Genomic DNA, 21,527 nt, shown 5'->3' with positions numbered 1-21,527 from the left:
GTCAGACCCCTGTCTTGCCGAGGACTGTGGGCGCTTCGAGGTCCGCGCGGAGTTCGAGCTGGTTGCGCCGGTTGGGGATGAGGCCTTCGGGGCGCAGGCGCATGAGGATGACGAGCGCGATGCCGAAGACGAGGAGCTGGTATTCGCCGAGGAATTGCAGCTTGTTGGGGATCATGAAGAGGAGGGCGCCGCCGACGAGGGGGCCGGAGATGGTGCCCATGCCGCCGAGGACGACTGCGGCGAGGAGGAACGCCGAGTTCGGGGGTACGGCGTTGGCGAAGACGTACTGGTCCGGGGTGACGGTGTAGTTCACGTGGGCCTGTACGGCGCCGGCGAGGCCGGCGAGGGTGGCGCCGAGTGCGAAGGCGACGAGTTTGACGCGGAAGCCGTTGATGCCCATGGCCTCGGCGGCGGTCTCGTCTTCGCGGATGGCGACCCAGGCGCGGCCGATGCGGGATTCGGCGCTGCGGCGGAAGACCATGATCACGATGAGGGTGACCAGGAGCATCAGCAGGAAGTAGTTGGCGAAGCGGCCGACGGTGAATCCGGCGATGGTGTGGTTGGCGCCGAAGTCGAATCCGAAGAGGTCGACGTTGGGGACGCCGGCGATGCCGTTGGGGCCGTTGGTGAGGTCGGGGCCGGAGACTCCGTCGAGGTTGTTCATGGAGATCCGGAAGATCTCTCCGAAGCCGAGCGTCACGATGGCGAGGTAGTCGCCGCGCAGGCGCAGGGTCGGGGCGCCGATGAGGACGCCGAAGACCATGGAGGCCGCGGCGCCGAGGAGGATGGCGGCCCAGAACGGGAGGTGTACTCCGAAGGGGGAGTTGGGGGAGCCGGAGACCAGGGCGGCGGTGTAGGCGCCGACGCCGAGGAAGGCGACGTAGCCGAGGTCGAGGAGGCCGGTGAGGCCGACGACGATGTTCAGGCCGAGGGCGACGGTGGCGAAGATGAGGATGTTGACGCCGAGGGTCGCGTACTGGTCGTCGGTCTGGGTGAGCGGGAAGGCCGCGGCGGCGGCGAAGGCGCCGACGAGGGCGACGTTGCGGTGCTTGGCGGTGAGCGCCGTGAAGCGGGCGAGCAGGCCGGCCTTGTTGAGGGCGGCGAAGCCGAATCCGGCGGTGATGAGGAAGCCGAGGAAGAGTTCCTGGTACGGCGTGGTGATGCCGTAGGTGAAGACTCCGAGGGTGACGGCCAGGACGGCTGCGATCAGCAGGATCTCGGCCCAGGCCGGGAGCGTGCGGGCGGGGCGCGGGGTGTCGGTGGCGAGGGCGGCCTTGACGGTCGTCCAGGTGTTCCCGAGGTGGTGCTTGCGCTGTTCCCAGGGGGTGTCGTCGGGGTCCGGGGCGTCCAGGGCGGGGCGCTCGAAGGGGAGTGCGAGCGCGCCGGTCAGGGCGAGGAGGGTGACGACGGCGACGATGTAGCCGCCGGGTTCGAGGTTGACGACGCCGCCGAGGGTGACCGTGATGGTGATGATCGTGTACCAGGCGGTGGCGAAGGCGGCGAGTGCGGCGAGTTTGAGGGCCGCGTCGGCGCCTGCGGGGGTGAGCCAGCGCAGGCCCTTGATTCCGTAGGAGGCGAGTCCGAAGACGGTGGTGAGGGCGCCGCCGATGAGGACGAGCCACTGGAGGCCGCCGGGGTAGCCGTAGACGGTGAGGTCTCCGGGGAAGGCGGCTGTCCAGGTCCAGGACAGGAAGCAGGAGATGACGGTGAGGATGCCGCCGGCGGTGGCGAGGAGGCGGGCCGTCTTTTCGGGGATCGCGATGAAGCCGGTGTCGGCTGCGGTGGTCTTCGCGGTGTCCGCGGTGATGGTCGTCATGGTTCTCACGCCCTGTCCGCCACGCGCTCGCCCAGCAGGCCCTGGGGCCGCAGGAGGAGCACGAGGATGAGGAGTACGAACGCCCAGGTGTTGCCCCAGGACTGGCCGCCGAGCTGGCTCATGCCGGGGACGTCGGCGATGTATGCGGTGGTGAGGGTCTCGGCGAGGCCGAGGACCAGGCCGCCGATCATGGCGCCGTAGATGTTCCCGATGCCGCCGAGGACGGCGGCGGTGAAGGCCTTGAGGCCGAGGATGAAGCCCATGCGGTAGTTGACTTCGCCGTACTTGAGGCCGTAGGCGACGGCTCCGATGGCGGCGAATGCGGCGCCGAGGGCGAAGGCGACCGTGATGATGCGGTCGGTGTTGATGCCCATGAGCTTCGCGGTGTCGGGGTCTTGGGCGGTTGCCTGCATGCCGCGGCCGGTGCGGGTCTTCTTGACGAAGAAGCCGAGGAAGGCCATGGAGATGGGGGCGGCGATCAGGAGGAAGACGTCACCGGTCTGGATGGTGACGCTGCCGAGGTGGAAGGCGCCCCCGGGGATCTGGGGGAAGACTACGGAAGACTTCGCGTCGGGGTACCAGGCCCATACCGCCTGCTGGAGGACGATGGAGAGGCCGATGGCGGTGATGAGCGGGGCGAGCCGGGGCGCTGTGCGCAGCGGTCGGTAGGCGAAGCGTTCGGCTCCCACGGCTATGAGGGTGGCGACGATGACCGCGCCTATGAGCATGAGCGGCAGCGCGATCCACATGGTGGTGCCGGTGGGGAGCATCAGCCAGACCGTGAGGGCTCCGAAGCCGCCGGTCATGAAGATCTCGCCATGCGCGAAGTTGATGAGCTGGACGATGCCATAGACCATCGTGTAGCCGATGGCGACGAGCCCGTACATGGATCCCAGTAGCAGGCCGTTGACCAGCTGTTGCGGCAGTTCGTGCACCGCAGGTCCTCCGAGTCTTTCGACGGATGTGACACCGCGCGGGGCGCTGTGTGCGCGCCCCGCGCGGCAAATGAGGGGTGGGCTGCTAGCGAGCTAGCGGAGGATGGTCAGCTGCCGAGGGTGCCGGACTCGACGGTCTTGAAGTCGTCGCCGTCGACCTTGTAGACGGTCAGCTGCTTGTTGGTGGCGTCACCGAACTCGTCGAAGGAGACCTTGCCGGTCACGCCGTCGAAGTTGACGCCCTGGACGGCTTCGAGGACCTTGGCGCGGGCGTCCGAGGGGAGCTTGCCGTTGTTGTCGTCGACGACCTTCTTGACGGCCTCGATGACGGCCCAGGCGGAGTCGTACGAGTAGCCGCCGTAGGCGGAGTAGTCGTCCTTGTAGCCGGCCTTCTTGTAGTTGGCGATGAAGTCCTTGGCGGAAGGCAGGGTCTCGACGGGTGCGCCGACGGAGGTGCACAGGTCGCCCTGGGCTTCGGCTCCGGCGAGCTCGACGTACTTCTTGTCCTTCATGCCGTCGCCGCCGACGAGCGGGATGTTGGTGCCGGAGGCCTTGATCTGCTTGCTGAGGGGGCCGGCCGCGGGGTATTCGCCGCCGTAGTAGACGACGTCGGCGCCGGAGCTCTTGACCTGGGTCACGATCGCGGAGAAGTCCTTGGACTCCGGGTCGATGTGGCCTTCGCCGACGACCTGGCCGCCGAGCTTGGTGAACTCGCCCTTGAAGGTTCCGGCGAGGCCGGCGCCGTAGGTCTTCTTGTCATCGATGATGAAGACCTTCTTCTTGCCCGCCTTGTTGAAGAGGTACTGCGCGGCGAACGGGCCCTGGATGGCGTCCGTGGTCGCGGTGCGGAAGTAGCTCTTGTAGGTGCGGACCTTCTGGCCTTCGGCCCACTTGGGGCCCTGGGTCAGGGAGGGGCTGGTGTTGGCCGGGGAGATCTGGGCCAGTTTGGCGTCGTCGAAGACCTTCTGCATCGACTCGGACACCGAGGAGTTGAGGGGGCCGACGACGCCGAGGACGGTCTTGTCGGCGGTGAGCTTGGTGGCGTTCTGCTGGCCGGAGGAGGCCTGGGCCTGGTCGTCGAGGGCCTGGATCTTGAAGGTGACGCCCTTGACGTACTTCTTCTCGTTGGCCTGCTTGGCGGCGAGGTCGGCGGAGTTCTTGATGCCGAGGCCGAGGGCGGAGAGGTCGCCGGTCAGCGGGGCGTCGACGCCTATGACGACCGTGGTGCCGCCACCGTCACCGGTGGAGCCGGCCTTGTCGTCGCGCGAACCACAGGCGGTGAGAGTGAGAGCGCCCGCGGCGAGGGCGGCCGTCACGGCGATGAGCTGACGATGACGCACGATCAGTCCTTTCCTGGCGCCGCGTCCCCCCTGGGACGCGTCGAGTCGAACGCGCGGAACCGAACTGAATGGAATCCGGTGGTCGCGGTAACTGGCGGTGACTCTAAGCGGGACTTCGGACGTTATGGAGGGCTCAGGCCAATGATGTGACTCTCTTGTTATGCCACGGCGTAATACATACCGGACCGGTGCGGGTGGAACGGGGGAATTGCAGCCGGTTTCGTGCAGTCCGCATGCTGAGATGCGGCAGGACCGTGGGGTGGTTTGAGTCCTGTCATTCCAGGACTCTGGGGAGTTTTGCTCATGACGGCGTCGGAGGGGTGACGTCTCGATCTTCGGGACAGGCCCTGGTCAGGGCGACGGAAAGATCCCGTGCATATCGGTCACCGGGGATGTAACTGTGGTCCTCTTTCACGATTCCATTACTGAGGGTTACTTCCAGGAAAGGCAGCCCGGAATTCCGTGCCACATGCACGCAGTCGCCGACCCGAATCCCGATGACCAGCTCGCGGAGCTCCCCCTTGGCCACCACGAGGGGCAGCGGTGGCTTGATCACTACGCTCAGTGCCTGCGACGGCTGCGTGATCCGGTCGACGGAGACGGGCAGGGCGGACTCGCTGCGCACACGCACAGTGAACGCGAACGCGAGGTCCGAGGTGGGTGGATCGACCGGTTCGCCGTAGGAGAGGGAGACGGTCTGGGAGGGCGCGGCCTGCGTCTGCGGCGCGGGCCGGGGGCGTCCGGCATACCGGTGGGCGAGCCCGAAGGTGAGGCCGGCGGTGCAGAGCACGGCCGTGACGGCGATGACGGTCCGGCGGCGTCCACGGCTGGAGCCGGTCCGTGTGAGGGCGGGTCCACGGGGCTCCGTGCGCGGGATCTCATGGCCCGAGGTGCCGTCCCCGGGCTCGACGGGGCCGATGCCGCCGCTCACCGCCGGGGCCCGCCGGCCGGGGCGTCCGGAACGGCGGTCGCGGCGTCCGGGAGGGCGGTCGTGGCGTCCGGGACGGCGCTCGGGACTGCGGTCGCCGCGCGGGTGGCGGTTGCGCGCCGCGGCGCCGGTCCGGATCCCATGCGGGGAACGCTAGACCGGCGCCGGGGACAGCACAACTGCTGTCGGCGCAAAGGCCGTTACGAGTTCGTGTCGCGCAGGAGGCAGGTGAGGCGGGCCGTGCAGACGCGCTTGTCCTGGTCGTCGGTGATGACGATTTCGAAGGTGGCGGTGGAGCGGCCCTTGTGGACGGGGGTGGCGACGCCGGTGACCAGGCCGGAGCGGGCGCCGCGGTGGTGGGTGCAGTTCAGGTCGACGCCGACGGCGATCTTGTTGATGCCGCCGTGCATCATCGCGCCGACCGAGCCGAGCGTCTCGGCGAGGACGGCGGAGGCTCCGCCGTGCAGGAGTCCGTAGGGCTGGGTGTTGCCCTTGACGGGCATGGTGCCCACCACACGGTCGGCCGAGGCCTCCAGGATGCGGATGTCCATGCGCTCGCCGAGGTCGCCCGCCGAGAACAGGGCGGGCAGGTCCACGCCCAGGGCCGCGTACTCGTCGAGGACCTCCTGCGGGAACTTCACTGCGTGCTGCTCGCCCATGGGCCGGCTCCGTTCGTGTGTCAACGTTCGTTAACCATCTTGTCCTGAGGTCGTTCTATCAGGCCGGTTCGAAGCGCACGACGACGGACTTGCTCGCGGGGGTGTTGCTGGTGTCGGCGGTCGAGTCCAGCGGGACCAGCACGTTGGTCTCGGGGTAGTACGCGGCGGCGCAGCCGCGGGCCGTCGGGTAGTGCACGACGCGGAAGCCCGGGGCGCGCCGCTCCACGCCGTCGGCCCACTCGCCGACGAGGTCGGTGTAGGAGCCGTCGGCGAGCCCCAGCTCGGCCGCGTCCTCGGGGTGGACCATGACGACGCGGCGGCCGCCGGTGATCCCGCGGTAGCGGTCGTCGAGGCCGTAGATGGTGGTGTTGTACTGGTCGTGGCTGCGCAGGGTCTGCAGCAGCAGCCGGCCCGCCGGGACCTTCGGGTACTCCACGGGCGCGGCGGTGAAGTTGGCCTTGCCGGTCTTGGTGGGGAAGCGGCGCTCGTCGCGCGGGGCGTGGGGGAGGCGGAACCCGCCGGGGCGGGCGGCGCGGGCGTTGAAGTCCTCGAAGCCGGGGACGACGCGGGAGATCCGGTCGCGGATGGCGGCGTAGTCCTTCTCGAACTCCTCCCACGGGGTGCGCGAGGCGTCGCCGAGGACGGCGCGGGCCAGGCGGGCGACGATCGCGGGCTCGGAGAGCAGGTGGGGGGAGGCGGGGGCGAGGTTGCCGCGCGAGGCGTGGACCATGCCCATGGAGTCCTCGACGGTGACGAACTGCTTGCCGCTCGCCTGGACGTCCTTGTCGGTGCGGCCGAGGGTGGGCAGGATCAGGGCGTGCCTGCCGGTGACGGCGTGGGAGCGGTTGAGCTTGGTGGAGACGTGCACGGTCAGGGCGGCGCGGCGGATCGCGGCTTCGGTGACCTCGGTGTCGGGGGTGGCGCCGACGAAGTTGCCGCCCATGGCGAAGAGCACCTTGGCCCTGCCGTCGCGCAGGGCCTCGATGGAGCGGACCACGTCGTAGCCGTGGTGGCGGGGCGAGGTGATGCCGAATTCCGCATCGAGGGCGTCGAGGAAGGCGGGCGCGGGCCGTTCGAAGATGCCCATGGTGCGGTCGCCCTGGACGTTGGAGTGGCCGCGGACGGGGCAGACGCCGGCGCCGGGCCGGCCGATGTTGCCGCGCAGCAGGAGCAGGTTCACGACCTCGCGGATGGTGGCGACGGCGTGCTTGTGCTGGGTGAGGCCCATGGCCCAGCACACGATGGTGCGCTCGGAGGCCAGGAGCATGGCCAGGGCGCGTTCGATCTCGGGGCGGGTCAGGCCCGTGGCGGTGAGGGTCTCGGCCCAGTCGGCCTTCTTCGCGGTGGCCGCGAACTCCTCGTAGCCGTGGGTGTGCTCGCGGATGAACGCCTCGTCGGTGGCGCCGTCGGCTTCGATGACGAGCCTGTTCAGGAGGCGGAAGAGGGCCTGGTCGCCGCCGATGCGGATCTGCAGGAACAGGTCGGTCAGGGCCGTTCCCTTGATCATGCCCAGCGGTTTCTGCGGGTTCTTGAACCGCTCGGTGCCGGCCTCGGGCAGCGGGTTCACCGAGATGATCTTCGCGCCCGCGGACTTGGCCTGTTCCAGGGCGGAGAGCATGCGCGGGTGGTTGGTGCCCGGGTTCTGGCCCGCGACGATGATCAGGTCGGCCTGGTGGAGGTCTTCGAGGGAGACGCTCCCCTTGCCGATGCCGATGGTCTCGTTCAGTGCGGAGCCCGAGGACTCGTGGCACATGTTGGAGCAGTCCGGCAGGTTGTTGGTGCCGAACTCGCGGGCGAAGAGCTGGAAGAGGAAGGCGGCCTCGTTGCTGGTGCGGCCCGAGGTGTAGAAGAGGGCCTCGTCGGGGGAGGCGAGGGCGCGCAGCTCCTGCGCGATGATCTCGAAGGCCCGCTGCCAGGACACCGGCTCGTAGTGGTCGGATCCCTCCGCCAGGTACATGGGCTGCGTGATGCGGCCCTGCTGGCCGAGCCAGTAGCCGCTGCGGGCGGCGAGCTCGGAGACCGGGTGCCCGGCGAAGAAGTCCGGGGTCACCCGGCGGAGCGTCGCCTCCTCGGCGACGGCTTTGGCGCCGTTCTCGCAGAACTCGGCGGTGTGGCGCTTGTCGCCCTCGGGCCAGGCGCAGCCCGGGCAGTCGAAGCCGTCCTTCTGGTTGACCTTGAGGAGGGTGCGGGCGGTGCGGGTCAGGCCCATCTGCTGCCCGGCGATCTTGAGGGTGTGCCCGATCGCGGGCAGGCCGGCCGCGGCGTGCTTGGGGGGCGCGACCTGCGGCGCGTCCTGTACGGGATCACCTGCGGGCGGCTTGGTGGCCATGTCGCTCCCCTTCGAGCATCCGGGCATCGCGTCGGCGGGGCCGCGCGCATCGCGTGTTCAGCAGATCCTGTCACGCCCCGCCGACATCCCGGGCGGCGAGAGCTGCCGTCCCGGATTGTCACAGCGGACGCCTAGGATCGGAGGCGTGGCAGATTCAGCATCGAAGAAGACCGACCAGCCGACCGCAGCGGACCGCCCCCGCCTGATGCTCATGGACGGGCACTCCCTGGCGTACCGGGCGTTCTTCGCGCTGCCCGCGGAGAACTTCACCACCGCGACGGGCCAGCCGACCAACGCCATCTACGGCTTCGCGTCGATGCTGGCGAACACGCTGCGCGACGAGGCGCCCACGCACTTCGCGGTGGCGTTCGACGTGTCCCGCAAGACGTGGCGGGCGACGGAGTTCCCCGAGTACAAGGCGAACCGCTCCAAGACGCCCGACGAGTTCAAGGGACAGGTCGAGCTGATCGGCGAGCTCCTGGACGCGATGAACGTGCCGCGGTTCGCGGTCGACGGCTTCGAGGCCGACGACGTGATCGCGACGCTGGCCACGCAGGCCGAGGCCGAGGGCTTCGAGGTGCTGATCGTCACGGGCGACCGGGACTCCTTCCAGCTCGTCTCCGAGCACACCACCGTGCTCTACCCGACCAAGGGCGTCTCCGAGCTGACCCGTTTCACCCCCGAGAAGGTCGAGGAGAAGTACGGGCTCACCCCGCAGCAGTACCCGGACTTCGCGGCGCTGCGCGGCGACCCGTCCGACAACCTGCCGGGCATCCCGGGCGTCGGCGAGAAGACCGCCGCCAAGTGGATCACGCAGTTCGGGTCGTTCAAGGAGCTGGTGGAGCGCGCCGAGGAGGTCAAGGGCAAGGCCGGGCAGAACTTCCGTGACCACCTGGAGTCGGTGAAGCTCAACCGCGTCCTGACGGAGATGGTCAAGGACGTCCAGCTGGACAAGACCCCCGCCGACCTGGCGCGCACCCCCTACGACCGGCCCGCGGTCACGGGTGTGCTGGACGTGCTGGAGATCCGCAACGCCTCGCTGCGCGAGCGGCTGCTGGCGATGGACCCGGGCGCCGCCGAAGTGCAGGCCCCCGCCCCGGCGGCCGGGGTGGAGCTGGACGGATCCGTGCTGGGCGCGGGCGAGCTCGCCCCCTGGCTGGAGCGCCACGCCGGTGAGGCCCTCGGCGTGTCGACCGTCGACAGCTGGGGTCTGGGCCAGGGCAACATCAGCGAGATCGCGCTGGCCACGGCCGGCGGCCCCGCCGCCTGGTTCGAGCCGTCCGAGCTGGACGAGGCCGACGAGCGGGCCTTCGCCGCCTGGGCCGCCGACCCGGCGAAGCCCAAGGTCGTGCACAACGCCAAGGGCCTGATGCGGGTCTTCCCCGAACACGGCTGGACCCTCGCGGGCGTCACCATGGACACCGCGCTCGCCGCCTACCTGGTCAAGCCCGGCCGCCGCTCCTTCGCGCTTGACGCCCTGTCCAACGAGTACCTGCACCGGGAACTCGCCCCGGCCGCCGCCGACGGTCAGCTCGCCTTCGGCGCCGACGAGACCGCCGAGGCGGAGGCCCTGATGGCGCAGGCCCGCGCCGTCCTGGACCTGGGCGAGGCCTTCACCGGCAAGCTCGCCGAGGTGGGCGCCGTCGAGCTCCTCCACGACATGGAGCTGCCGACCTCCGAGCTGCTGGCCAGGATGGAGCGGGCCGGCGTCGCCGCCGACCGCGACCACCTCGAAGGCATGGAGCAGCAGTTCGCGGGAGCCGTGCAGCAGGCGGTGAAGGAGGCGCACGCGGCCGTCGGCCACGAGTTCAACCTCGGCTCGCCCAAGCAGCTCCAGGAAGTGTTCTTCGGCGAGCTGGACCTGCCCAAGACGAAGAAGACCAAGACCGGCTACACCACCGACGCGGACGCCCTGGCGTGGCTCGCGACCCAGACCGACCACGAACTCCCGGTGATCATGCTCCGCCACCGGGAGCAGGCCAAGCTGCGCGTCACCGTCGAGGGCCTGGTCAAGTCGATCGCCGCCGACGGCCGCGTCCACACCAGCTTCAGCCAGACCGTCGCCGCGACCGGCCGCCTGTCCTCCACCGACCCCAACCTGCAGAACGTGCCGGTGCGCACCGACGAGGGCCGCGCCATCCGCCGCGGTTTCGTCGTCGGCGAGGGCTACGAGTCCCTCATGACCGCCGACTACAGCCAGATCGAGCTGCGCGTCATGGCCCACCTCTCCGAGGACGAGGGCCTGATCGAGGCGTTCTTGTCGGGCGAGGACCTGCACACCACCGTCGCCTCCCAGGTGTTCGGCGTGGAACGCGACCGGGTCGACCCGGAGATGCGCCGCAAGATCAAGGCCATGTCGTACGGCCTGGCCTACGGGCTGTCCGCCTTCGGCCTGTCGCAGCAGCTGAACATCGAACCCGCCGAGGCGCGGGGCCTGATGGAGACCTTCTTCGAGCGGTTCGGCGGGGTACGCGACTACCTCCAGCGCGTCGTGGAGGAGGCCCGCGCCACCGGCTACACCGAGACCGTACTGGGCCGCCGCCGCTACCTGCCCGACCTCAACAGCGACAACCGGCTGCGCCGCGAGGCCGCCGAGCGGATGGCGCTGAACGCCCCCATCCAGGGGACCGCCGCCGACATCGTCAAGGTCGCGATGCTGCGCGTGGACCGGGCCCTCACCGAGGCCGGGCTCACCTCGCGCATGCTGCTCCAGGTCCACGACGAAATCGTGCTGGAGATCGCCCCCGGCGAGCGCAAGAAGGTGGAGGCACTGGTACGCCGCGAGATGGCCGCCGCCGTCGACCTGCGCGCCCCGCTCGACGTGTCCGTGGGCGTCGGCCCCGACTGGGAGTCCGCCGCGCACTGATCGCGGCCGCGGCCGTCCCGGCGCCCGTCCCCGCTACACGGTGGGGACGGGCGTCCGCCGCTCATCGTCACTCCCACGGGCGTCGCTGCCGCGCCGGTCGCCGCGGGGGTGGCGCAGCCGCACCAGGGCCCCGTAGAGCAGCAGCGCCACCAAGAGGCCGCCGCCCGCGCCGAAACAGACGGTCGGGATGATGTCGAGGGGCGTACGGATCCGGTCGAAGAACGTGAAGTAGCGCAGCACCCGCATCGTGACCCCCGCCCCGACGCACGCCGCGAGCAGAGCGGCCGCGCACCACGCCTCCGCCCGCCCCAGCGACGGCACGGACCGCGGGGCGGGCGACAGCGGCAGGCGGCGCAGTGCGCTCACCGTGAACCACAGCAGGGCGCAGGCGGCGAGCGCCGAACTGCCGTACTGGAGGTAGGAGTAGAGGGGCAGACCGAAGGCGAGCGGCTCGCCCAGCCCGGGCAGCGCGTCGGTCCCCCACCGGTCGAGGTGCGTGAAGCTGTCCCACACCACGTGCGTCAAGGAGCCGAGCACCGCCGAAAGGTAGAACCAGAGCGCGAGCACGGCCGGCCGGCGGCCCGCGCGCCAGTCCTCACCCCGCAGCAAGGCGTACGCCCTGCCCCGCCAGGCCGGTGGCAGCAGGGCGATCAGAGGCTCGCGCAGAAGCAGCCAGCAGGCGGCCAGGGCGGCGGTCAGCGCGGCGTCGGCCGTCACCACCCCGAGAAGGGAGTGGGTGAAATCGCCGTACCCCATCACGCCCTCCACCACCGCGTCCAGGAAGTAGAACGTGTCCGGGGCGAACGAACCCAGTACCAGCGCGGAGGCGACCAGCGGCCCGCGGGCGCGCCCGGCCCGTCGGACGGCCGGAAGTACGGCCGCCGCATGGCTGAGGGTGAACGGCATGGCGCCCCTTCTCGTTCGCGAAACGGTCCGGGACAGTATGCGGGACCTGCGCAGGAGGTGCGGGAATGGTGAAGTCCCGCCTCCGGTACGTGCCTTGTGCAGGCACCTGACGTAGGGTCACGCGGACGTCGACGGGGAGGAGTCAGGCTCATGCGGGGACGAATACCGGCCCGGTTGGTCCGGCTGCGCAGGAGCGGCGCCGCCGCATTGGTCTCCGCGCTGGTGGTGGCCGCGGTGACCGCCTCCCAAGGGCCGGCCTCGGGCAGCGAGGAACGGCCGTCCGTCGCCGCCGGGGAGGGGCCCGGCGCCTCCGCGACCGCGGGCCTGGGCGGGGACTCCGCCTACTCCACCGAACTCCCGCCCCCCGACGGGCCGCAGCAGCCCGGGGCCGCGCCGGCCGGGGGTACTCCCGCGTCACCCGCGGCCACGGGGACCGCGGGGGAGCCGGGCAACGAGCCGGTGGCCATGGGCGGGGCCGAGGGCGCCCGGGGGATACCGGCGAGCGTGCTCGCGGCGTACCGGCGCGCCGAGCGGAGGATCGCGGAGACCGACCCCCGGTGCGGGCTGCCCTGGCAACTGCTCGCGGCGATCGGCAAGGTGGAGTCGGGGCAGGCCCGGGGCGGCCGGGTGGACGCCGAGGGCACCACGCTCCGGCCGATCCTCGGCCCCGTGCTCGACGGCAACGGCTTCGCGGACATCGCGGACACCGACGCAGGTGCCTACGACGCAGACGCCCGCCACGACCGCGCCGTCGGGCCGATGCAGTTCATCCCGTCCACATGGGCGGCGTGGGGCCAGGACGGCAACGGGGACGGCCGTCGGGACCCGAACAACGTGTACGACGCGGCGCTGGCCGCCGGGCGCTACCTGTGCGCGGGCAGCCGTGACCTGCGGGTGGGCGCCGACCTGGACCGGGCGGTGCTGTCGTACAACCAGTCCGGGGAGTACCTGAGGACGGTCCGGTCCTGGTTCGCGTACTACCTCAACGGGACGCACGAGGTTCCGGACGAAGTCGGCACGGGCACCGGGACCCCGCCGACGCATGCGCCCGAGCCGCCTGCGGCGCCGACTCCTTCGCCTACTCCGCCACCTTCGCCTACTCCGGTGCCGACCCCGAAGCCCACCCCCACACCCAGCCCGACGCCCACGCCCAGCCCGACGCCCACGCCCAGCCCGACGCCCACGCCCAGCCCGACGCCCACGCCCACGCCGAAGCCGACCCCCACCCCGACTCCGAAGCCCACGCCGACTCCCAGCCCGAAGCCGTCCCCCACGCCCACGCCGAAGTCCAGTCCCACCCCCACCCCGAAGTCCAGTCCCACCCCCACCCCGAGCCGCTCCGAAACCCCGTAGCCGAACGGTTCTCATCTCCACCCCGCGTTGCTACGGTGCCTCCTCCCTGACACCCCATCAGATCAGGAGGCCCCGTATGCGCGCCCTCGTCGCCGCCGCAATCGGGCTGGCCGCCGCGCTGGCCCTCGTCTTCGCCGTCACGGCGCTCGGGGTGCCCGAAGGCACGACCTCGCCCAAGCCCCTGCTCACCACCGCGCCCCCCGCGCCCGGAAAGTAGAGGAGGGCCCGGCCATGCGACGCAGAGCGAGCCTCGTCCTGCTTGCCGCAGCCGTTTTCTGCGCAGCCCTCGCACCGCTGCTGCGCTGGTACGCGTACCCCCGCCTCGCCAAGATCCCGCCGAACCAGTACCAGGAGATGGTCCTGGAGGCGAAGGACGCGACGCTGCTCGACTACACCGCCGGCATGCAGCCCAAGAAGGTCGACAAGGTCACGATCGTCCAGACGCTCAAGGGCAACGTCGAGGCGTCGAAGCAGATCGAGGCGAGCGCCGGCAAGGACGTCGTCGTCTGGGACACGCTGTCGTACATCATGGGCCCCGACGGCAAGATGGTCTCCCAGATCCCCGAGCGGTACGTCTTCGACGCCCACACCCAGGACCCGGTGCACGCCACCGGCGAGATGGTCGACGGGGACCCGGTGAAACGGGAAGGCATCGAGTTCAAGTGGCCGTTCTTCACCGAGCCGCGCGACTACCTCTACTTCGACGCCCAGACGCGCAGTTCCTCACCCATCCACTACGTCGGCCCCCGCACGTTCAAAGGCATGGACGTCTACTACTTCGAGCAGACGGTCCCCTGGACCAAGGTCCCCCTGCCGAAGAAGATGCCGATCGAGGGCATCGATCCCAAGACGTTCGAGGAGAGCACCGGCACCAGCCTCTGGTACACGGTCAAGGCCATGTTCTGGGTGGACCCGGTGACCGGCGCGCCCGTCAACGCCGAGCAGCAGATCCAGCAGGAGATGCGCGGCGGGATCGCGGCCGGCGCGCCCGACGGCAGGCTGACCGTCTTCGCGGGGGACGTGAAGATACGCCCGGACTACTCGGCGTACACGGTGGACCTGGTGCGGTCGAACCGTGTGAAGGTCCTCGCCCTGCACACCTACGCACCCCTCGGCCTCACGGTCGGCGCGCTCGCCCTCCTCGCGCTCGCCCTGTGGCTGGAGGCGCGCGGACGGCGGCGCGAGGCGGAACTCACCGCCTGAGCCGGGCGTTGGTGTGCCGGGTCGGCTCCGCGGTCGCGGGATCCTCCGGCCACGGGTGCTTGGGGTAACGGCCGCGCAGCTCGGCGCGGACGGCGCGGTAGCCGCCCTGCCAGAAGGAGGCGAGGTCGGCCGTGACGGCCGCGGGCCGGCCGGCGGGCGACAGGAGGTGGACGAGTACGGGAACCCCCGCCACCCGCGGGGTCTGCGCCAGCCCGAACAGCTCCTGGAGCTTCACGGCGAGCACGGGCTGCTCTCCCGTGTAGTCCACCCGGATACGGGAACCGCTGGGCACCTCGATCCGCTCGGGGGCGAGCTCGTCGAGCCGGGCCGCCTCACCGGTCGCCCAGGGCAGCAGCCGGTTCAGCGCCTGACCGGCGTCGATCCGCGCGAGGTCGGCGCGGCGGCGGGCGCGCGACAGCTCGGGCTCCAGCCAGTCGTCGGCCCGCTCCAGCAGTGCCGAGTCGTCCGCCACGTCGGGCCAGGCGCCGCCCAGCGTGCGGTGCAGGAAACCCAGCCGGGCCCGTAGTGTCCGCGCGTCCGGCGACCAGCGCAGCAGGCCGAGCCCCTCGGTGCGCAGCCCGTCGACGAGGGCGGCCCGCACCAGCGCGGGGTCGGGGTCGCGCAGCGGCCGGGTGACCAGCTCGATCGCCCCGAGCCGCTCCGCCGCCCGGGCCACCACGTCGCCGTCCTCCCAGCGGACCTCCTCGCCGGAGGCCAGCAGGTGTGCGGCGGCGGTCCGCGCGGTGTCCTCGTCGAGGATCGCGGCGAGGCGCACCCGGGCGGAAGCGGAGTGCGGGGGCCGGTCGGCGACGGCCACGGCCAGCCAGGGCGCGGTGCGCAGCGGTGACCCCTCGGCGAGTTCGGCCCCCGTCCCGGAGGCCATGAGGAAGGCTCCGCCGCCCTTGGCCTTCGCCACCCGCTCGGGGAAAGCGAGTGCCGCGACGAGTCCGGCGGCGGTCTGGTCGGGGAGCTCTTCCGCCCCCGCCCCGCCCCTTCCCGAAACCGGTCCTGCGCCCCGGGCCCCTTCGGGAGCTCCGCCCAAGGGCCCCCGCGCCCCGATCGCCGGCGCTGCGCCCCGGGCCCCTTCGGGAGGGGGCGGGCCGGGGGGAGTCCCCGCAGGGTCGCCCAGAGCGCGCTCCAGACGCTTGGCCTCCGCCCGCCAGCGGGGCGCATAGCCGTCGGAGCCACGGCGGGCAGCCCGCCAGGCGGCCGCCAGGTCGTCCCCGTACTCCCGCGGCGGCTCCTCGCTGAGCAGGGCCACCAGCTGCGCGGCCCGGCGCGCGCCCAGTGCCGCCGCGCCGTCCAGCAGGGCCCGCGCCAGCCGCGGGTGCAGCCCCAGCCGGGCCATCCGCACCCCGCGCCGGGTCGGCCGCCCGGCGTCGTCCACCGCGCCGACCGCCCGCAGTACCTCCCGCGCGGCGGCCATCGCCCCGGCGGGCGGGGCGTCCAGCAGGGCGAGTCCCGTCGCGTCGGGGTCGCCCCAGCAAGCCGCCTGGAGTGCGAACGCCGCCAGGTCGGACATCCGGATCTCCGGCGAGGGATATGCCGTCAGCCGCACGTCCTCGGCCTCGGACCAGCAGCGGTACACCGCCCCCGGTGCCTCGCGGCCGGCCCGTCCGGCCCGCTGACGGCCCGCCGCGCGGGACGCCCGTACGGTGGCCAGTGCGCCCAGGCCCCGCGCGTGGTCCACCCGGGGTTCGCGGGCCAGTCCCGAGTCCACGACCACCCGTACGCCCGGCACGGTCAGGCTCGACTCCGCGACAGCCGTCGCCAGGATCACCCGGCGGTGCGCCGCGGCCGTCAGCGCCGCGTCCTGCACCGCGGCGGGCGCCCGGCCGTGGACCTGGAGCACCTCCGCGTCCACACCGCCGAGCTGTCCGGCCACCCGGGCCATCTCGCCGACCCCGGGCAGGAAGCACAGCACGTCGCCGCCCCGTTCCCGCAGCGCCCGCCGCACCACCGAGGCCACGTGCGCCAGCTGCGCCGGGTCCACCCGCATCCCGTGCGGCGGCCGCACCGGGCGGGCGGGGGGTGCCCACACCACTTCCACCGGGTACGAGACGCCCTCGGCCTGCACCACCGGCGCGTGCCCGAGCAGCCGCGCCCAGCCGGCCGCGTCGGTCGTCGCGGAGGCCGCGACCAGCCGCAGCTCCGGGCGCAGGGTCTGGCGGACGTCCAGGAGGAAGGCGGCGACGGTGTCCGCGTCGAGGTGCCGCTCGTGGCACTCGTCCAGGACCACCACGTCCACGCCGGCCAGCTCCTGGTCCCGCTGGAGCCGCTGGAGCAGCACGCCGGTGGTCACCACCTCCACGGCCGTGCGGGGTCCGACCGACCGTTCCCCGCGGACCGTGAAGCCGACCGATTCCCCGACGTCCTCGCCCAGCAGCCACGCCATCCGCCGCGCCGCCGCCCGGGCGGCGATCCGCCGGGGCTCGGCCACCACGACCCGGCGCCGCTCGCCGGCCCCCACCAGTCCCGCCAGCACCAGGGGCACCAGCGTGGTCTTGCCGGTCCCGGGCGGGGCGCACAGTACGGCGGTGCCGTGCGCGTCCAGCGCCGAGACGAGGGCGGGCACGGCCCCGCGCACGGGGAGGGCGTCGAGGTCGGATGTGCGGACCTGGCGGTTCAACGGGTCAGTCCCTCTCGCACACGAAGATCGCGGTGCCGGGGATCAGGTTGCCGCGCAACGGGGACCAGCCGCCCCACTCCTGGTCGTTCCAGGCGGGCCACTCCGGCTCGACCAGGTCCACCAGGCGGAACCCGCCCGCGACCACGTCCCGGACCCGGTCCCCGAGGGTGCGGTGGTGCTCCACGTACACGGCGCTGCCCTGCTCGTCCTGCTCGACGTACGGGGTCCGGTCGAAGTAGGAGGCCGCGACGGACAGCCCCTCCGGGCCGGGCTCGTCCGGGAACGCCCAACGGATGGGGTGGGTGACGGAGAACACCCAGCGCCCGCCGGGGCGCAGCACGCGGTGGACCTCGCGCATGACGTTCACGGGGTCCGCGACGAAGGGGACGGCGCCGTAGGCGGAGCAGGCCAGGTCGAAGGAGGCGTCGCGGAAGGGCAGGCGGCCGGCGTCGGCCTCCACGAGCGGAACGTCGTCGCCGATGCGCAGGGCGTGCTGGAGCTGGCGGTGCGAGAGGTCGAGGGCCACCGGGCGGGCGCCCCGGGCGGCCAGCCAGCGCGAGCACTGGGCGGCGCCGGCGCCGATCTCCAGGACGTCCTTGCCGGCGAGGGACGCGGCGGAGCCCAGGAGGGCCGCCTCCGCCTCGTCCAGGCCCTCCGGGCCCCAGACGAAGCGGTCGTCGCCGAGGAAGGCGCCGTGCTCGCTCTGGTACTCGTCGGCGTTGCGGTCCCACCAGCCCCGGCTCGCCCGGCTGCTCTCGGCTTCGCCCGCCTCACGGCGGGTGGCCTCGGCGTCCTCGCCGTCGTCCGCGCCGCCGGCGGCGCCGACCTGCCCAGCGATTTCGAACGCGTCTTCGGGAAGGTAGTCCTCTTGGTTCATGGGGCCCGTCGTCGTAGTCTGCGAGAAGTCGGGAGGCGGTGAGCCATCGGGCCTTCCCCGCCAGCGATTTGCGCCGGTAATGCGGCGATCCGCCCGGGGTGTGCGCCTTCGCGCATTGACCCTGTCCGGCTGCCCCCGTATGCTACAAGTTGCGCTGCGAGCCTGTGCTCCTCAGACCTAGCAGGCTGCGCTTGCTTCTGTTGATGTCCCCTCGGTTTTCGAGGCCCTACCGCTGCTTCTGCGGATGCGGGGCTTCCTTGGCTGTCCGGCTTCGGCAGTTGCCGATAAGGGCTCCCGGCGTAGCAGTACCTACGACTTTCTGTCCGTAACCGGAGCCCTTTCCCACATGACGAGCAGCACCGAGACCACCGCCACCACCCCTCCGCAGGTAGCGGTCAACGACATCGGCGACGCGGACGCGTTCCTCGCGGCCATCGACGAGACGATCAAGTACTTCAACGACGGCGACATCGTCGACGGCGTCATCGTCAAGGTGGACCGGGACGAGGTTCTCCTCGACATCGGTTACAAGACGGAAGGCGTGATCCCGAGCCGCGAGCTCTCGATCAAGCACGACGTCGACCCGAACGAGGTCGTCAAGGTCGGCGACGAGATCGAGGCCCTGGTTCTCCAGAAGGAGGACAAGGAAGGCCGTCTGATCCTGTCCAAGAAGCGCGCTCAGTACGAGCGTGCCTGGGGCACGATCGAGAAGATCAAGGAAGAAGACGGCATCGTCACCGGTACCGTCATCGAGGTCGTCAAGGGTGGTCTCATCCTCGACATCGGCCTCCGCGGCTTCCTGCCGGCCTCTCTCGTCGAGATGCGTCGCGTCCGCGACCTCCAGCCCTACGTGGGCAAGGAGCTCGAGGCGAAGATCATCGAGCTGGACAAGAACCGCAACAACGTGGTCCTGTCCCGCCGCGCCTGGCTCGAGCAGACCCAGTCCGAGGTTCGCCAGACGTTCCTCACCACCCTGCAGAAGGGTCAGGTCCGCTCCGGCGTCGTTTCCTCGATCGTCAACTTCGGTGCGTTCGTGGACCTGGGTGGCGTCGACGGTCTCGTCCACGTCTCCGAGCTGTCCTGGAAGCACATCGACCACCCCTCCGAGGTTGTCGAGGTCGGCCAGGAAGTCACCGTCGAGGTCCTCGACGTCGACATGGACCGCGAGCGTGTCTCCCTGTCGCTGAAGGCGACGCAGGAAGACCCGTGGCAGCAGTTCGCCCGGACCCACCAGATCGGTCAGGTCGTCCCGGGTAAGGTCACCAAGCTGGTTCCGTTCGGTGCGTTCGTCCGCGTGGACGAGGGCATCGAGGGTCTGGTCCACATCTCCGAGCTGGCCGAGCGCCACGTGGAGATCCCGGAGCAGGTCGTCCAGGTCAACGACGAGATCTTCGTCAAGGTCATCGACATCGACCTCGAGCGTCGCCGGATCTCGCTGTCCCTCAAGCAGGCCAACGAGTCCTTCGGTGCCGACCCGGCGTCGGTCGAGTTCGACCCGACCCTGTACGGCATGGCCGCGTCCTACGACGACCAGGGCAACTACATCTACCCCGAGGGCTTCGACCCCGAGACCAACGACTGGCTCGAGGGCTACGAGACCCAGCGCGAGACGTGGGAGCGCCAGTACGCCGAGGCGCAGGTCCGCTTCGAGCAGCACCAGGCGCAGGTCATCAAGAGCCGCGAGGCCGACGAGGCCGCCGCTGCCGAGGGCGCTGCCGCCCCGGCCGCCGGTGCCAGCGCCGGTGCGGGCAACATCTCGGGTGGCTCCTACTCCTCCGAGGGCTCGGACGAGACCTCCGGCGCCCTGGCGTCGGACGAGGCCCTCGCCGCGCTCCGCGAGAAGCTGGCCGGCGGCCAGAGCTGATCGCAGCAGCGCGTCACGCTCCGCGCCCCGGCGCGAGAGTGAGCTGAGCTGAACGGTAAGGCCCGTCCCCTTCGGGGGGCGGGCCTTACCGCGTTCCACGGTCGGCGACGGCTCCCGCCGCGTCCCGCGGCCGGGCCGATTACCGTGAAAGCCGTCAACTGGGGAATGGTGGCGCCACCTTGGGCGTTCTTGAGGAGAACGCGGCGAGGAGGAGTGGTGGCGGTGCTTGATCCACAGGGTTTGTACGAATGGGACGCCAAGGGCCTGGCGGTGGCCGACCTGGCGCTTGCCCAGGATTCGGCCGGGCTGGTCATGCTCTACCACCTCGAGGGGTACATCGACGCCGGTGAGGCCGGTGAACAGATCGTCGAGCGGCTCCTGGACACCCTGCCCCACCAGGTCGTCGCCCGCTTCGACGCCGACCGGCTCGTGGACTACCGGGCCCGGCGGCCGCTGCTGACGTTCCAGCGCGACCACTGGACGGACTTCGAGGAGCCCAAGCTGGAGGTGCGCCTCGTACAGGACGCCACCGGCGCGCCGTTCCTGCTGCTGTCGGGCCCCGAGCCGGACGTCGAGTGGGAGCGCTTCGCCATCGCCGTACGGCAGATCGTCGAGCGCCTGGGCGTGCGGCTCTCGGTCAACTTCCACGGCATCCCCATGGGCGTCCCGCACACCCGGCCCGTCGGCATCACCCCGCACGGCAACCGGACCGACCTGATGCCGGGGCACCGCAGCCCGTTCGACGAGGCACAGGTGCCCGGCAGCGCGGAGTCGCTGGTCGAGTTCCGGCTGGGCCAGGCCGGACACGACGTGCTCGGCGTCGCGGCGCACGTGCCGCACTACGTGGCCCGTTCCCCGTACCCGGACGCGGCGCTGACGGTCCTGGAGGCGATCACCGCGGCGACGGGTCTGGTCCTGCCGGCCGTGGCGCACGCCCTGCGCACCGAGGCCCACCGCACGCAGACGGAGATCGACCGGCAGATCCGGGAGGGCGACGAGGAACTGGTCGCCCTGGTCCAGGGGCTGGAGCACCAGTACGACGCGGCGGCCGGGGCCGAAAGCCGCGGCAACATGATCGCGGAGCCCGCCGAGATCCCCTCGGCGGAGGAACTGGGGCGCGAGTTCGAGCGGTTCCTCGCGGAGCGCGAGGGCGAGGGCTGAGCCGCCGGGCGCCCGCGATGGGGCCTAGGCTGCCGGGCATGCTGAAAGTGGGCCTGACGGGCGGAATCGGAGCCGGCAAGAGCGAAGTGTCGCGGCTGCTGGCGGGGTACGGGGCGGTCATCGTGGACGCCGATCGTATCGCGCGGGAGGTCGTGGAACCCGGGACGCCCGGGCTCGCGGCCGTCGTGGCGGCGTTCGGCGAATCGGTGCTGACGGCGAGCGGGACGCTGGACCGGCCGAAGCTGGGGACGATCGTCTTCTCCGACCCGGAGAAACTGCGGATACTGAACTCGATCGTGCACCCGCTGGTCGGGGCCCGGTCCGCCGAGCTTGAGGGCGCGGCGGGCGCCGGCGCCATCGTGGTGCACGACGTACCGCTGCTGGCCGAGAACGGCCTGGCGCCGCTGTACGACCTGGTCGTGGTGGTGGACGCGGCGCCACAGACGCAGCTGGCGCGGCTGACGGGGCTGCGCGGGATGACCGGGGAAGAGGCGCGGGCCAGGATGGCCGCGCAGGCCACGCGGGAACAGCGGCTGGCGGTCGCGACCCTCGTGATCGACAACGACGGGCCGCTGGAGGCGCTGGAACCGCAGGTCCGCAAGGTCTGGGAGACGCTGACCGAGCGGGCCGCGGCGGCCGGAGCCTGAGGCAGTGCGGGCGC

At 71.4% G+C, this 21,527-nt stretch carries 16 protein-coding genes; 7 read left to right on the top strand and 9 right to left on the bottom strand.

Annotated features, from left to right (window positions below):
* Position 1 precedes the first annotated feature (1 nt).
* The 6 genes from IE207_RS00860 to IE207_RS00835 all read right to left on the bottom strand — a co-directional run bounded on the left by IE207_RS00860 (position 2) and on the right by IE207_RS00835 (position 8,007).
* On the bottom strand, positions 2 to 1,825 hold the full coding sequence (locus IE207_RS00860) for a branched-chain amino acid ABC transporter permease (RefSeq protein ID WP_373304640.1): 1,824 nt from the start codon (positions 1,823 to 1,825) through the stop codon (positions 2 to 4).
* On the bottom strand, positions 1,822 to 2,751 hold the full coding sequence (locus IE207_RS00855) for a branched-chain amino acid ABC transporter permease (protein WP_190182039.1): 930 nt from the start codon (positions 2,749 to 2,751) through the stop codon (positions 1,822 to 1,824). The genes IE207_RS00860 and IE207_RS00855 overlap by 4 nt, the downstream gene beginning before the upstream one ends.
* 107 nt (positions 2,752 to 2,858) lie before the next feature.
* A complete protein-coding gene (locus IE207_RS00850; protein WP_190182038.1) occupies positions 2,859 to 4,091 on the bottom strand; it encodes a branched-chain amino acid ABC transporter substrate-binding protein in 1,233 nt (410 codons plus the stop codon).
* Positions 4,092 to 4,392: 301 nt separating this feature from the next.
* Complete coding sequence (locus IE207_RS00845) at positions 4,393 to 4,881, bottom strand: Tat pathway signal sequence domain protein (protein WP_190182037.1); 489 nt, start codon at positions 4,879 to 4,881, stop codon at positions 4,393 to 4,395.
* A 338-nt stretch (positions 4,882 to 5,219) separates the two neighbouring features.
* Positions 5,220 to 5,678, bottom strand: a complete 459-nt coding sequence (locus IE207_RS00840; RefSeq protein WP_190182036.1) for a PaaI family thioesterase — start codon at positions 5,676 to 5,678, stop codon at positions 5,220 to 5,222.
* Positions 5,679 to 5,736: 58 nt separating this feature from the next.
* Positions 5,737 to 8,007 (bottom strand): FdhF/YdeP family oxidoreductase, encoded by a 2,271-nt coding sequence (locus IE207_RS00835; protein WP_190182035.1) that lies wholly within the window; start codon positions 8,005 to 8,007, stop codon positions 5,737 to 5,739.
* Between the two features lie 145 nt (positions 8,008 to 8,152).
* Between IE207_RS00835 and polA the strand changes: the two genes are divergently transcribed.
* Positions 8,153 to 10,873, top strand: coding sequence for a DNA polymerase I (gene polA / locus IE207_RS00830; protein ID WP_190182034.1), 2,721 nt, complete (start codon positions 8,153 to 8,155; stop codon positions 10,871 to 10,873).
* 33 nt (positions 10,874 to 10,906) lie between these two features.
* Here polA and IE207_RS00825 read toward each other — a convergent pair whose 3' ends face one another.
* On the bottom strand, positions 10,907 to 11,779 hold the full coding sequence (locus IE207_RS00825; RefSeq protein WP_190182033.1) for a DUF4184 family protein: 873 nt from the start codon (positions 11,777 to 11,779) through the stop codon (positions 10,907 to 10,909).
* Between the two features lie 150 nt (positions 11,780 to 11,929).
* Between IE207_RS00825 and IE207_RS00820 the strand changes: the two genes are divergently transcribed.
* The 3 genes from IE207_RS00820 (at position 11,930) to pgfA (ending at position 14,335) form a co-directional block, all read left to right on the top strand.
* A complete protein-coding gene (locus IE207_RS00820; RefSeq protein WP_190182032.1) occupies positions 11,930 to 13,132 on the top strand; it encodes a lytic transglycosylase domain-containing protein in 1,203 nt (400 codons plus the stop codon).
* Positions 13,133 to 13,208: 76 nt separating this feature from the next.
* Entirely contained in the window at positions 13,209 to 13,349 is a 141-nt protein-coding gene (locus IE207_RS00815) for an SPW_0924 family protein (protein WP_190182031.1), read from the top strand.
* A gap of 14 nt (positions 13,350 to 13,363) precedes the next feature.
* Entirely contained in the window at positions 13,364 to 14,335 is a 972-nt protein-coding gene (gene pgfA / locus IE207_RS00810; RefSeq protein WP_190182030.1) for a cell envelope lipid trafficking protein PgfA, read from the top strand.
* Here pgfA and IE207_RS00805 read toward each other — a convergent pair.
* The gene (locus tag IE207_RS00805; protein WP_190182029.1) at positions 14,325 to 16,964 is read right to left on the bottom strand and encodes an ATP-dependent RNA helicase; all 2,640 of its coding nucleotides are present in this window, start codon (positions 16,962 to 16,964) and stop codon (positions 14,325 to 14,327) included. The genes pgfA and IE207_RS00805 overlap by 11 nt on opposite strands.
* 4 nt (positions 16,965 to 16,968) lie before the next feature.
* Positions 16,969 to 17,841, bottom strand: coding sequence for a class I SAM-dependent methyltransferase (locus IE207_RS00800; RefSeq protein WP_229873210.1), 873 nt, complete (start codon positions 17,839 to 17,841; stop codon positions 16,969 to 16,971).
* Positions 17,842 to 18,187: 346 nt separating this feature from the next.
* On the opposite strand from IE207_RS00800, the gene rpsA reads away from it, so the two are divergent.
* From rpsA to coaE, 3 genes are all read left to right on the top strand, one after another.
* Entirely contained in the window at positions 18,188 to 19,705 is a 1,518-nt protein-coding gene (rpsA, locus tag IE207_RS00795; RefSeq protein ID WP_190182028.1) for a 30S ribosomal protein S1, read from the top strand.
* Between the two features lie 222 nt (positions 19,706 to 19,927).
* Positions 19,928 to 20,866: a PAC2 family protein gene (locus IE207_RS00790; protein ID WP_190182027.1), complete on the top strand. Its 939-nt coding sequence runs from the start codon at positions 19,928 to 19,930 to the stop codon at positions 20,864 to 20,866.
* A gap of 38 nt (positions 20,867 to 20,904) precedes the next feature.
* A complete protein-coding gene (coaE, locus tag IE207_RS00785; protein ID WP_190182026.1) occupies positions 20,905 to 21,513 on the top strand; it encodes a dephospho-CoA kinase in 609 nt (202 codons plus the stop codon).
* Positions 21,514 to 21,527: the final 14 nt, after the last annotated feature.

Origin of the sequence: Streptomyces cirratus (assembly GCF_014650775.1) — a bacterium.
Lineage (GTDB): Bacteria > Actinomycetota > Actinomycetes > Streptomycetales > Streptomycetaceae > Streptomyces > Streptomyces cirratus.
The sequence above is the reverse complement of the archived record's forward strand: the minus strand, read 5'-3'. Positions and strand labels throughout refer to the sequence as shown.

What these genes read in the sequence shown, in the direction of transcription:
- IE207_RS00820 (WP_190182032.1), top strand. Translation starts at nt 11,930, where the DNA reads ATGCGGGGACGAATACCGGCCCGGTTGGTCCGGCTGCGCAGGAGCGGC.
- IE207_RS00800 (WP_229873210.1), bottom strand. Translation starts at nt 17,841, where the DNA reads ATGAACCAAGAGGACTACCTTCCCGAAGACGCGTTCGAAATCGCTGGG.
- IE207_RS00825 (WP_190182033.1), bottom strand. Translation starts at nt 11,779, where the DNA reads ATGCCGTTCACCCTCAGCCATGCGGCGGCCGTACTTCCGGCCGTCCGA.
- rpsA (WP_190182028.1), top strand. Translation starts at nt 18,188, where the DNA reads ATGACGAGCAGCACCGAGACCACCGCCACCACCCCTCCGCAGGTAGCG.
- IE207_RS00840 (WP_190182036.1), bottom strand. Translation starts at nt 5,678, where the DNA reads ATGGGCGAGCAGCACGCAGTGAAGTTCCCGCAGGAGGTCCTCGACGAG.
- coaE (WP_190182026.1), top strand. Translation starts at nt 20,905, where the DNA reads ATGCTGAAAGTGGGCCTGACGGGCGGAATCGGAGCCGGCAAGAGCGAA.
- IE207_RS00815 (WP_190182031.1), top strand. Translation starts at nt 13,209, where the DNA reads ATGCGCGCCCTCGTCGCCGCCGCAATCGGGCTGGCCGCCGCGCTGGCC.
- pgfA (WP_190182030.1), top strand. Translation starts at nt 13,364, where the DNA reads ATGCGACGCAGAGCGAGCCTCGTCCTGCTTGCCGCAGCCGTTTTCTGC.
- IE207_RS00835 (WP_190182035.1), bottom strand. Translation starts at nt 8,007, where the DNA reads ATGGCCACCAAGCCGCCCGCAGGTGATCCCGTACAGGACGCGCCGCAG.